The following is an 11676-nucleotide window of genomic DNA, read 5'->3' as shown; positions in this document are numbered from 1 at the left end:
GTCTTTCGCGCGTGAAGGCCCCCTTCCCTCGGCTCAGTCGAGGGAAGGGGGCCTTCACGCGCTTTTGTGCGGAAAGCTTAATTGCTTGACGGAGTGAGCACTCACTCCGCACACTGGTGACATGACGAACCCCGAAACCACCACCCGGCGAAGAGCGCCGGGGATGAGCGCCGACGAACGGCGCCGGATGATCGTCCAGTCCGTGCTGCCCCTGATGGTGGAGCACGGCGCGGGGGTCACCACCAGCCAGATCGCACGCGCCGCCGGCATCGGTGAGGGCACGGTCTTCCGCGTCTTCAAGGACAAGGACGAACTCTTCGCCACCTGCTTCGCCGAAGCGCTGAAGCCCGACCAGGTACTCGACGCCATCGCCGTCATCGACCTCGAACAGCCACTCGAAGACCGCCTCGTCGAAGCGGCCGACGCGCTCAGCGCCCACCTCCAGCGGATGGGCGCGCTGATGGCCGCGATGCACGGTTCCGGCAACCGGCTCGAACACCGCCGCGGTCCCGACGGCGGCCGCGATCGGCGACGGGAGTCGATGGGCGCGATGCGCGACGCCATGGCAGAACTGTTCGAACCGGAGAAGGGCAGCCTGCGCCTTCCCTCGTCACAACTGTCCGCGCTCTTCCTGTCGTTGCTGTTCAGCGGCCGGATGCGGTTCGACGAGACCGGCGACGAGCCCACCACGATGGAACTGGTCGACGTCTTCCTCAACGGCGCCTTGGAGGCCGCGTGATCGGCGGTCAGCCCGGCGGGGGCGGCGGCTTCGAAACGCTGATGATGGGACGGGGCCGGCGTCGTCGTTTCGCGACGACGGTGCCCGACAGCGGACTGACCGGCCCGGTCGACATTCCGGATCCGGAACCCGATGCCGGACCGAAAGACCTGAAGTCCCGGCTCAACCGCATGTGGGTCAACATCTCCGGCACGGTCCGCGGCCTGCCCAAGGTCGCGAAGCTGACCTGGGCGGCGAGCCCGGGGCTGACCATCATGATCACGCTGGTGACGCTGCTTTCCGGCCTTCTTCCGACGGCGACCGCGTATATCGCGAAGCTGCTGATCGACTCGGTGGTCGCGGCGATCCAGGGACATGGAACGAAGAGTGCGATCGTCGGTATCGCGGCGTTCCAGTTCGGCGTCCTCGTGCTCACGGCGCTTTCGCAGGCGCTGACCACCTATGCTCAGGCCCTGCTGCAGGAACGTATGACCCTCACCATTCGCCACCAGGTGATGAGTCACGCGAGCAAACTGCACTTGTCGTATTTCGAGGGCTCCACGTCCTACGACATGCTGCGCCAGGCCGCCCAGGAGGCGCCGACCCGGCCGCTGTCGATGATGAACTCGGCACTCGGCCTGGTCCGGACGGCGATCACGTTCGGCAGCATGATCGCGCTACTCGTCTCGATCAGCCCGCTGCTCGCGCTGGTCGCCCTCGTGGCGCCGATCCCGGCGTTCATCTCGCAGTCGAAGTACGGCGCCCGCGCGTTCTGGCTGACGCTGATGATGTCGCCGCTGAAACGACGGATGGACTACCTGAACTCCTTGGTCACCACGGACACGTATGCCAAGGAGACCAAGCTCTTCGGCCTCGGCCCGTACTTCGTCGACCGGTTCCAGCGCCTCGGCCAGGTCTCCTACGACCGGCAACGGAAACTGACCCGCAGCCGCAGCATCAGCTCGACGTCTTGGGGCCTGCTGAGCACCGCCGCCGGATCCGCGATCGCGCTGTACATCGCGCTGGAGGCCGTCGGCGGCAGGCTCACCCTCGGCGATCTCGCGCTGTACACGGCCGCCGCGGCTTCGGTGCAGACGTCGGTCCAGGGCCTGTTCACCGCGTTTTCCGGGATGTACGAGAACAATCTTTATCTTGACACGCTGTATCGCTTCCTCGGCACCGAACCGGAGATCGTCGCGCCACCGAAGCCACGACCGCTTCCGTCCACTGTGGAGGGACACATCGAGTTCGAGGAGGTGTCCTTCAGCTATCCCGGCGCCCCCGAACCGGCGCTCGACGGCGTGACCTTCGAGATCCGGCCGGGTGAAACGGTCGCCGTGGTCGGCCGTAACGGCGCGGGGAAGTCGACGTTGTTCAAACTGCTGTGCCGGCTCTACGACCCGACGGGTGGGCGGATCCGGCTCGACGGCGTCGACATCCGCGAGTACGACCCGGTGGAACTGCGGAAGCGGATCAGCGCGATGTTCCAGGATTATGTGACCTACCAAGGCACCGCGTCCGAGAACATCGGCCTCGGCGACCTGACGCACCTCGTCGACCGCGAGCGTATCGAGGAATCGGCGAAGCGGGCCGGTGCCGACGAGCGGATCGAGCGGCTGCCCAACGGCTACGACAGCCCGCTCGGCCGCTGGTTCGACCAGGGCGTCAGCCTTTCCGGCGGCGAATGGCAGAAAATCGCGCTGGCCAGGGCATTCCTGCGGGAGGCGCCGATCCTGATCCTCGACGAACCGACGTCCGCGCTGGACGCCCAAGCCGAGCACGACCTCTTCTCGCGGCTGCGCGAGCTTTCGCAGGGACGCACGACGCTGTACATCTCGCACCGGTTCTCCACCGTTCGCCAGGCGGAACGGATCCTGTTGCTGGAAAACGGAAAGGTCGTCGAATACGGCACTCACGACGAGCTGATGGCAGCGAAGGCGGGCTACGCCGACCTGTTCACCCTGCAGGCCGCCGCGTATCTCGACGAAGCCGTCAGCTGACGGTCAACACCCCTCCGTCCGGTGGCTGTGTGGATTTTGGCGCGTCAGATGATCCAAGATCCACACAGTTCCGCACGGTAGTCCCCTGTCACCGCCGGATCCAGGAGGACGTGCAGGGGACAAAGTGGCGACCGTCACGCCACCGAGCCGCGACCCGGCCAAGTCCACACGATCGACCACCGTATCGGGGGTTGGGAGCAAAACGGGCGAGCCGTACGTTGTCCAGGTATGGCTGTCGCGTTCTTGCTCTATGTCGTCGCCGAGATCGCCGCCGTATGGGCGGTGGGCTCGGCAGTTGGCGTGCTCGGCACGATCGCGCTGCTCTTCGCCGGTGCGTTCATCGGATCCTGGCTCGCCCGCCGCGAAGGCGGTCGCGCCTTCCGAGCGTTCGCCGAGTCCGCGCGCCTCGGGCGCCCGGCCGACGCGGAGAAGGAACTCACCGACGGGATGCTGATCGCGTTCGGCGGTCTGCTGATCCTGCTGCCCGGTTTCGTCAGCGACGTCTTCGGCCTGTTGCTCATCCTGCCGCCGACGAGGAGTGTCGCGCGCAAGGTCTGGCAGAAGCGCATGGCGCGCCGCGCGGTCAAATTCGCCAACCGGACACGCGGTCCGGCGATGGTGGTGGACAGCGAGGTCGTCATGGACGCGCCTCCCGCCGAGGCCACCAAGAAGCAGCCGCCGGTGATCGAAGGCCGCGTCGTCGAGGGCTAGGTACCCCAGCTTAGACACTAGCTTCGCCACTACACTGCTAATGGCGAAGCTAGTGTCTAAGCTAGTGCGGCGACATGCTCCACGACGAACTCGTCGAGACCATCGCGAACCTTCGCGATCTCGGTGGCGACCGCGCCTGCGTCGAAGCCAAACGAGCTGAGATCAAGTTACCGAAGAGCGTCCGCGAAACGCTTTCCGCGCTTGCCAACACCAGCGCACCCTCGACGAGACGGGCGTCGAGGGCTAGGTGCCGCTCGGCTTCGGGATGTCGAAGTAGCCGCTGAACCGGACGGCCGGTGCGTATTCACCCTTGACCTTCACCTTGCCGGTCACGAACATCGCCGCCACGGCAGCGTTGCCGGTGGCCATCCGGATGAAGTCGTCGACGGACAGGGTGATGGTGGTGTCCGGCGTGCGCGCGAGATCGGTGCTGGAAACGCAGACGCCGTCTTCGATGACCGTTTGAAAACGATCGAATCCGTCTTCGCCGTCGCCGTCGGTGAATCGCCACGCGACGACGAAATCGACATGGCTGGCACGTTCGGGAACGAAATGGTCCGACATTCTGCGGAAGATCTCGTCGAGGAACGCCGAACGCAGTTCCGGATGGTCGGCGATGGCCTTGAGCTGCTCCCGCGACGCGCGTTGCACGACGTCGACGAGTACCTCTGTCTCCAGTGAGCTCAACTCGATGCCCGCCCCGGTTTCCCCCAGCATGTGCAGGGTTTCCAGCACCTGGGTGAACTGCTCGGGGCTCAGTTTGGTGAGTTCGAGCTTCTCCGCGAAAGCGTTGACGACATGCTCACCGCGAGTGCGCGCGTGATGTGGCCGTAGCGGGCCGGAAAGGCGCCAGCGCTTGTTCCTCGAATTTCGTGGCACGGCACAGAAGTCTATCTGCTCGGCCGGGCTCAGGACGGCTTAGGAAGGTCGAAGAAACCGATCAGGCCAGCCGCGAATGCCAGATCACCTTTTACTTTGATCTTTCCCGTGACGAATAGCACAGCGGGTGTGGCCTGGTGGGTGATGAGCCGGAAGAAATCGACGGGCGCGATCGTGATCGTCACCCTCGGCTTCTCCTTCATGTTCCGGCTGACCGTGCACTCGCCGTGTGAGATCACCGTCTCGTAGCGGTCGTACCCGCCGTCACCGGTGCCGCCGGGCAGCCGCCAGTGGACCACCGCGTGCAATGTCTTCGCCCGGTCCTGCCGGATGTGGGCGCCCATGCGGTCGAAGATCTCGCCGAGCACGCGTTCCCGGAGCGGCCGTTCGGCGACGACGCTCTCGAGTTGCGTGCGCGAGGCGCGGGCGACGAGGTTCGCGAACCGGGCCGGGTCGACCTTGCGGAGATCGAACGCGGGCGCGGACTCGGCGAGCCGTCCCAGTGTGGCCAGCAGCCGCCGGACGTCGTCCTTGCCGAGGTCCTTCGGATCCACGGCACCCGCGACCTCGTTGACGTCGAGAGAGTGCGCTTCGGCCGAATCCGGCTCGATCCGTTCCAGCGCGTCGACCAGCGCGCGGCCGGTCAGCCCCACGATCTCGGTCATTCGTCCTCCACCTTCGCCTACCCAAGCGTAAGGCTACCCGCGAGTAGGTAGGCGGGCAAGCGTGCCGAAATCACCCTCGTCCGGAGTAGCCCGGTAGCGTCTGACCGGAGAAAAGGGAGGTCTTGAGTGTCCGAGGAAGTACCGCGTCCAGCCGAACGCGCCAAACGGCTGCCGAGAGCGGTGCGGGAACGTCAGATCCTGGACGCCGCGGTCTCGGTGTTCTCGCGCTACGGCTACCACTCCGCGTCGATGGACGAGATCTCCGAGGTCGCCGGCGTGTCCAAGCCGATGATCTACACCTACCTCGGGTCCAAGGAAGATCTGTTCGGCGCGTGCATCCGCCGCGAGGCGACCCGGCTGCTCGAAGCCGTGCAGAACGGGATCAAGCCCGATCTGCCGCCCGACATGCAGCTTTGGCACGGGCTTCGCGCGTTTTACCGCTTCGTCGCCGAGTACCGCGAGTCCTGGACGGTGCTGCACCGCCAGGCGATGACCGTCGGCGGCGCCTTCGCCGCCGAGATCACCGACATGCGCACCCGCGCGATCGAACTGGTCGCCGCGCTGGTCGTCTCCGCCGGTACCCGCAAGGGCCTCGGCGAACAGGCCGAGTTCTCCGGCGCCGGGCTGTCGGCCGCGCTGGTCGGGGCGGCCGAGTCACTCGCCGACTGGGCGCTCGACCACCCCGATGTCTCCGACGGCGTCCTCGCCTCGTGGCTGATGAACCTCGTCTGGCTCGGGTTCAACGACCTCGTCGAGGGCGACGTCTGGAAGCCGTCAGAGAGCGACGACTGAACCTTCCAAATGCGGCTTCGGCTTGCGTGCGTTCCAGAGTTCGAAGGCCCAGCCCTTGCCTTCGCTCCAAGTGGTGAACGCCGCCTTCGCCGGCAGTAGCACCGGCTGCTTGAACTTGACGTCGACGGTGAACGCGTCCGGCAGCCTGCCCTCGAACGCCGCGAGCGCGTGCGCCTTCGTCCACATGCCGTGCGCGATGGCGGCCGGGAATCCGAACGCCTTCGCGGTGATCGAGTGCAGGTGGATCGGGTTGCGGTCGCCCGAAACCTCGGCGTAGCGGCGGCCGATGTCACCGGGCACTTGCCAGATCGCGTTGGGCGACGGCTGCGAGAGCTGACCGTGCGAGGACTTCTCCCCACTGCCACCACCACGGCGCAGATACGTGCTGACGTCCGTCCACACCGGACTGTCACCGGCGAGCAGTTCACTGATCACGTCGAACTGCTTGCCCTTTTCGTGCGGGCGCAGGTCTTCGGCGCGCACGCGCAGGGTGAACGACTCGTCCAGCCGCAACGGCCGGTGCTGGGTGATCCGGTTGGCGACGTGCACCATGCCCAGCAACGGGAACGGGAAGTCGCGTTCGGTCATCAGCGCCATCTGCAGCGGGAACGCCAGGATGTGCGGGTACGTCGCGGGCAGGACGTCGTCCAGCCGGAAGCCGCACACCTGGTTATACGCGGCAAGGTGCGCCGGGTCGACGACCACGCCCTCGCGGACGAATTCGGTACCCGGCAGCGTGCTCCCGCCACTCTTGCGCAGCGATCCGAGCAACGCCTTCGGGTACAGCGAAGACAGGCTCGGCGTCTCGCGAAGTTCCTTGACCGCCATGCTCATGCCCCCAGCAGTGCCTGGCCGCAGACGCGAACCACGTTGCCGTTGACCGCGGCCGAAGCCGGATTCGCGTACCAGGCGATGGTCTCGGCGACGTCGACCGGCAGCCCGCCCTGGCCGAGGCTGGACAGCCGCCGCCCGGCCTCACGGATGAACAGCGGCACCGCGGCGGTCATCTTCGTCTCGATGAAGCCGGGCGCGACGGCGTTGATGGTGCCACCGTATTCGGCCAGCGTCGGCGCGCCGACGTTCACCATGCCGATGACGCCAGCCTTGCTGGTGGCGTAGTTCGTCTGGCCGACGTTGCCCGCGATCCCGGCGATCGACGAGACGCCGACGATCCGGCCGTTCTCCTTGAGCACCTTGTCGGACAGGAGCTTCTCGTTCACCGCGAGCTGCGACGCGAGGTTGACCGCGATGACCGAGTCCCAGCCGCCTTCCGTCATGTTGCCCAGCGTTTTGTCCCGGGTGATGCCCGCGTTGTGCACGACGATGTCGACGCCGTTGTGGCGCGTGGTCAGGTATTCGGCCAGCTTCGCCGGGGCGTCGGCGGCGGTGATGTCCAGTTGCAGTGCGGATCCGCCGACCTTGTTGGCCACCTTGGACAGATCGCCGCCCTGCGCGGGGATGTCGAGCGCGACGACGTGTGCGCCGTCTCGGCCCAGCACCTCGGCGATCGCGGCGCCGATACCGCGGGACGCGCCGGTGACCAGTGCGACCTTGCCTTCGAGTGGCTTCGCCCAGTCGTCCGGGGCCGGGGCGGTCTTGGTCTCGGTGCCGACGCGGATGACCTGGGCGTCGACGAAGGCGGACTTCGCCGACAGCAGGAATCGCAGCGTGGACTCGGTGGCCTCTTCGGCCCCTTCGGCGACGTACACGAGCTGAGCGGTCGCGCCGCGCTTCAGTTCCTTACCGACCGAACGGACGAAACCTTCGAGCGCGCGCTGAGCGATCCGTTCGTGCCCTTCGGCCAGCTCAGGCGGCGTCCCGAGGATGACGACGCGGCCCGACGAGCCGACGCTGCGGATCACGGGGTGGAAGAAGGAGTAGACCTCGCGAAGCTGCTTCGGGTCCTTCACGCCTGTCGCGTCGAAGACGAGCGCTGCGTGCTTTCCGGCCGCCACGGAGACGACCTCGATACCCGCGCGGTGCAGCTGTGCCTCGATCACCTTTTCGAGGCGGCCACCCGGCGCGGCGCCGAGAAGTGCGGGACCCTCGAGGGCGGGCTGGCCGGGCTTGTACCGGCGAAGCGTCGCGGGGTTCGGCAGGCCGAGCTTCGGCACCACGAACTTCCCCACCGGGGATTTCGTGAACTGCTGGTACCTGTCAGCCATTACGTGCCTCCCGTGCAGTTTTCGTCACGTCGCAGTCTAACCTACCCGCGAGTAGGTTACAGTGTGAGAGAGCCTACGGAGGAGTGGAAAAAATGGCCACGAAAAGGACGGCACCCGTGCGCAAGGTCGCGATCATCGGCGGCAACCGGATCCCCTTCGCCCGCTCGAACGGCCCGTACTCGAAGGCGTCGAACCAGGACATGTTCACGGCCGCCCTCGACGGCCTGGTCAGCCGCTTCTCCCTGCAGGACGAGGTGATCGGCGAGGTCGCCGCCGGTGCGGTGCTCAAGCACGCCCGCGACTTCAACCTCGCCCGCGAAAGCGTGCTCGGCAGCAAGCTGAACCCCGCCACTCCGGCCTCCGACGTGCAGATGGCCTGCGGCACCGGTCTGCAGGCGATCATCAACGTCGCCAACAAGATCGCCCTCGGCCAGATCGACTCGGCCATCGCGGGTGGCGTCGACACGACGTCGGACGCGCCGCTGGCGGTCAACGACGACCTGCGTCAGATCCTCGTGCAGCTCAACGCCGCGAAGACGCTCCCGGACCGGCTCAAGCTGGCCGCGAAACTGCGCCCCGGCCACATCGTCCCCGAGATCCCGCGTAACTCCGAGCCGCGCACCGGCCTGTCCATGGGCGAGCACGCCGCGTTGACCGCGAAAGTCTGGGAGATCACCCGCGAGGCGCAGGACGAACTCGCCGCGACCAGTCACCAGCGTCTCGGCGCCGCCTACGACAAGGGCTTCTTCGACGACCTGGTGACGCCGTTCCTCAAGCTCGCCCGCGATCAGAACCTGCGGCCGGACTCCAGCGTCGAGAAGCTCGCGAAGCTGAAGCCTGCCTTCGGTGGCCCCGGCGGCACGATGACCGCGGGCAACTCGACGCCGCTGTCCGACGGCGCGTCGACGGTCCTGCTCGCGACCGAGCAGTGGGCGAAGGCCCGGAAGCTGCCGGTGCTCGCGTACCTGACGTTCTCGCAAACCGCGGCCGTCGACTATGTCCACGGCGACGAAGGCTTGCTGATGGCGCCCGCGTACGCCGTCCCGCGGATGCTCGACCGCGCCGGGCTCACCTTGCAGGACTTCGACTTCTACGAGATCCACGAGGCCTTCGCGTCGCAGGTGCTCGCCACGCTCAAGGCGTGGGAGGACCCGGCGTTCGCCAAGGAGAAGCTGGGCCTCGACGAGCCGCTCGGCGCCATCGATCGGGCGAAGCTGAACGTCAACGGCTCGTCGCTGGCTGCCGGGCATCCGTTCGCGGCGACCGGCGGCCGCATCGTCGCCACCCTCGCGAAGCTGTTGAGCGAGAAGGGTTCCGGCCGCGGGCTCATCTCGATCTGCGCGGCGGGTGGCCAGGGCGTCACCGCGATCCTCGAGAAGTAATCCGTTCGCCCTTGGCGGATCAGGGAAAAACCCTGGTGCCTTTGGCGGCACCCGGGTCTAGTTTGACCGCATGTTCGCAGTTCAGGCGAAGGCGCTGGTCAAGACCTATGGGTCCACACGGGCGCTCGACGGGGTCGATCTGTCGATCCCGACGGGCAAGGTGCTGGGTCTGCTGGGGCCGAACGGCGCCGGCAAGACGACGACGGTCCGCATCCTGACCACGCTGCTCCGCCCGGATTCGGGCGAGGCCGAGGTGGCCGGGTACGACGTGCTCGCCCAGCCCGACGCCGTCCGGCGATCGATCGGGCTGTCCGGGCAGTACGCCGCGGTGGACGAGAACCTCACCGGATTCGAGAACCTGTACATGGTCGGCAGGCTGTACGGGAGCAAGAAGGCCGCGGCGAAGGCGAGGGCGCGTGAGCTGCTCGCGCGATTCCGGCTGGAGGACGCGGCGGACCGGCCTGCCAAGACGTACTCCGGCGGGATGCGGCGACGGCTCGACCTCGCGGGGGCGCTGGTCGCCGAGCCGACCGTGGTGATCCTCGACGAACCGACCACCGGACTCGACCCGCGCGGCCGGATCGAGACCTGGGAGGTCATCAAGGAACTGGTCGCCGACGGCACCACGGTCCTGCTGACCACGCAGTACCTGGAGGAGGCCGATCAGCTCGCCGACTCGATCGTGGTGATCGACAAGGGGAAGGTCATCGCGCGCGGCACGGCCGACGAACTCAAGCAGGAGATCGGCGGCGAGCGGCTGGAACTGGTCGTCGCCGACGCCGGCGACCTCCCCGCGACCACGCAGGTGCTCTCCGAGGTCGGCTCGGGTACGCCGTCGGTCGACGAGCACACCCGCAAGGTCGACGTCCTGGTCGAAGGCGGGCCGAAGGCGCTGATCGAGGCACTCCGGCGGCTGGACGCGCAGGGCGTCGCCGTCCTGGACGTCGGGTTGCACCGGCCGACGCTCGACGACGTCTTCCTTTCGCTGACAGGGCACGCCACGGACGAGGGGGACAAGAAGTGAGCGCGGTCGCGAAGGCGTTTTCCGACGGTGGTGTGATCACCTGGCGGAACCTGAAGAACGTCCAGCGCAACCCGGACTGGCTGATGGCGGCGACGTTGCAGCCGATCATGTTCGTGCTGCTGTTCGCGTACGTCTTCGGCGACGCGATCGGCGGCGAGGCGGGCGGGCTCGCCTACCGCGAGTTCCTGATCGCCGGCATCTTCGCGCAGACGGTCGCGTTCAACTCGGCGTTCACCGTGATCGGCTTCGCGAACGACCTGCAGAAAGGCATCATCGACAGATTTCGCTCGCTGCCGATCTCCCGCCTCGCGGTGATCTTCGGCCGGACGACGTCGGATCTGGTGATCAGCGTCGTGGCGCTGGTCGTCATGTCGCTGTGCGGGCTGCTGGTCGGCTGGCGGATCCGCGGCAGTTTCCTCGACGCGGTACTCGGCTACCTGGTGATGCTGATGTTCGCCTGGGCGCTGTCCTGGGTCGGCGCGTGGATCGGGCTCGTCGCACGCAGTGTCGAGGTCGCGCAGAGTGCCGGGCTGATGTGGATGTTCCCGCTGAGTTTCATCTCGACGGCGTTCGTCCCGGCCGACAAACTACCCGGCGTGCTGAAGGCGATCGCCGACTGGAACCCGTTCACCGCGGTGATCAACTCGGCGCGTGACCTGTTCGGCAACCGCTTCGGCACACCGCCGACCGGCTGGCCCGCGGAGCACGCTTCGCTCTACGCGATCCTCTGCTGCATCGCCATCATCGCGATCTTCGCACCGCTGGCGACGGCCCAGTACAAGAAGGTCGCGAGCCGCTGAGAAAAAGTTCATGTCGAAATTGTCGAAATTGTCGAACCGCCGTCGAGCCGCTCGACGCGCTGGTGAGGGTGGGACGGACAAGGCCCGCCAAGACCACTGAGGAGCAACGATGCGGTTTTTGATGATGCACCGGCTGGACGAGAGCGCTCCGGAAGCCTGGAAGCCCAGCAAGGAGTTCATCGAGCAGATGGGCGCCTTCGTGGAGGACTCGTTCAAGAAGGGCATCCTGATCACGGCGGAGGGCGTGCACCCGTCGGAGCGGGGCGCGCGGGTCCGCAAGGTGCGCGGCGGCAAGATCACCGCGACCGACGGCCCGTTCACCGAGGCCAAGGAGGTCATCGGCGGGTTCGCACTGATCAACGCGAAGGATCTGGCCGAGGCCGTCGCGTTCGCGGAGACCTACGCGGCACTGTTCAGCGAGATCGAGGTCGAGGTCCGGACGGTCGTCGAGATGGAAGACATCGCCGCCTTCACGGAGTGAGGCGCGGGTCCCGTAAATGTCATGAGGGGTCCCCATAGGACAAATTTTGTCCTATGGGG

The 11676-nt window shown here is 66.9% G+C and carries 12 protein-coding genes; 8 read left to right on the top strand and 4 right to left on the bottom strand.

Translation table 11 applies throughout. The annotated features are described in order from the left end of the window. The first annotated feature begins 163 nt into the window (after positions 1–163). The 3 genes from AB0M65_RS37070 to AB0M65_RS37060 all read left to right on the top strand — a co-directional run bounded on the left by AB0M65_RS37070 (position 164) and on the right by AB0M65_RS37060 (position 3429). On the top strand, positions 164–739 hold the full coding sequence (locus AB0M65_RS37070; RefSeq protein ID WP_364038908.1) for a TetR family transcriptional regulator: 576 nt from the start codon (positions 164–166) through the stop codon (positions 737–739). Positions 740–780: 41 nt separating this feature from the next. After that, complete coding sequence (locus tag AB0M65_RS37065; protein WP_364038905.1) at positions 781–2718, top strand: ABC transporter ATP-binding protein; 1938 nt, start codon at positions 781–783, stop codon at positions 2716–2718. A 228-nt stretch (positions 2719–2946) separates the two neighbouring features. After that, entirely contained in the window at positions 2947–3429 is a 483-nt protein-coding gene (locus AB0M65_RS37060; protein WP_364038899.1) for an FxsA family protein, read from the top strand. A 243-nt stretch (positions 3430–3672) separates the two neighbouring features. Here AB0M65_RS37060 and AB0M65_RS37055 read toward each other — a convergent pair whose 3' ends face one another. Together AB0M65_RS37055 and AB0M65_RS37050 are read right to left on the bottom strand one after the other, a co-directional pair. Continuing rightward, positions 3673–4308, bottom strand: a complete 636-nt coding sequence (locus AB0M65_RS37055; protein ID WP_364038896.1) for an SCP2 sterol-binding domain-containing protein — start codon at positions 4306–4308, stop codon at positions 3673–3675. Positions 4309–4337: 29 nt separating this feature from the next. After that, positions 4338–4973 carry an SCP2 sterol-binding domain-containing protein gene (locus tag AB0M65_RS37050; RefSeq protein WP_364038893.1) on the bottom strand — a complete coding sequence of 212 codons (636 nt, stop codon included), beginning with the start codon at positions 4971–4973 and terminating at the stop codon, positions 4338–4340. Between the two features lie 126 nt (positions 4974–5099). Here AB0M65_RS37050 and AB0M65_RS37045 point away from each other — a divergent pair, with 126 nt between their 5' ends. After that, positions 5100–5765: a TetR/AcrR family transcriptional regulator gene (locus AB0M65_RS37045; RefSeq protein WP_364038890.1), complete on the top strand. Its 666-nt coding sequence runs from the start codon at positions 5100–5102 to the stop codon at positions 5763–5765. Here the strand turns inward: AB0M65_RS37045 and AB0M65_RS37040 are convergent. Beyond that, positions 5748–6593: a MaoC/PaaZ C-terminal domain-containing protein gene (locus tag AB0M65_RS37040; RefSeq protein ID WP_364038902.1), complete on the bottom strand. Its 846-nt coding sequence runs from the start codon at positions 6591–6593 to the stop codon at positions 5748–5750. The two genes, AB0M65_RS37045 and AB0M65_RS37040, sit on opposite strands and share 18 nt — an antisense overlap. 2 nt (positions 6594–6595) lie before the next feature. Beyond that, on the bottom strand, positions 6596–7930 hold the full coding sequence (locus AB0M65_RS37035) for a 3-oxoacyl-ACP reductase (protein WP_364038887.1): 1335 nt from the start codon (positions 7928–7930) through the stop codon (positions 6596–6598). Between the two features lie 92 nt (positions 7931–8022). Here AB0M65_RS37035 and AB0M65_RS37030 point away from each other — a divergent pair, with 92 nt between their 5' ends. From AB0M65_RS37030 to AB0M65_RS37015, 4 genes are all read left to right on the top strand, one after another. After that, positions 8023–9312: an acetyl-CoA C-acetyltransferase gene (locus tag AB0M65_RS37030; RefSeq protein ID WP_364038884.1), complete on the top strand. Its 1290-nt coding sequence runs from the start codon at positions 8023–8025 to the stop codon at positions 9310–9312. Positions 9313–9382: 70 nt separating this feature from the next. Next, on the top strand, positions 9383–10336 hold the full coding sequence (locus tag AB0M65_RS37025) for an ATP-binding cassette domain-containing protein (RefSeq protein WP_364038881.1): 954 nt from the start codon (positions 9383–9385) through the stop codon (positions 10334–10336). Beyond that, positions 10333–11136, top strand: coding sequence for an ABC transporter permease (locus AB0M65_RS37020; protein WP_364038878.1), 804 nt, complete (start codon positions 10333–10335; stop codon positions 11134–11136). The genes AB0M65_RS37025 and AB0M65_RS37020 overlap by 4 nt, the downstream gene beginning before the upstream one ends. A gap of 109 nt (positions 11137–11245) precedes the next feature. Further along, positions 11246–11617 carry a YciI family protein gene (locus AB0M65_RS37015; protein WP_364038875.1) on the top strand — a complete coding sequence of 124 codons (372 nt, stop codon included), beginning with the start codon at positions 11246–11248 and terminating at the stop codon, positions 11615–11617. Positions 11618–11676: the final 59 nt, after the last annotated feature.

Origin of the sequence: Amycolatopsis sp. NPDC051071 (genome assembly GCF_040682875.1) — a bacterium.
In the GTDB taxonomy this organism is placed as follows: domain Bacteria; phylum Actinomycetota; class Actinomycetes; order Mycobacteriales; family Pseudonocardiaceae; genus Amycolatopsis.
The sequence above is the reverse complement of the archived record's forward strand: the minus strand, read 5'-3'. Positions and strand labels throughout refer to the sequence as shown.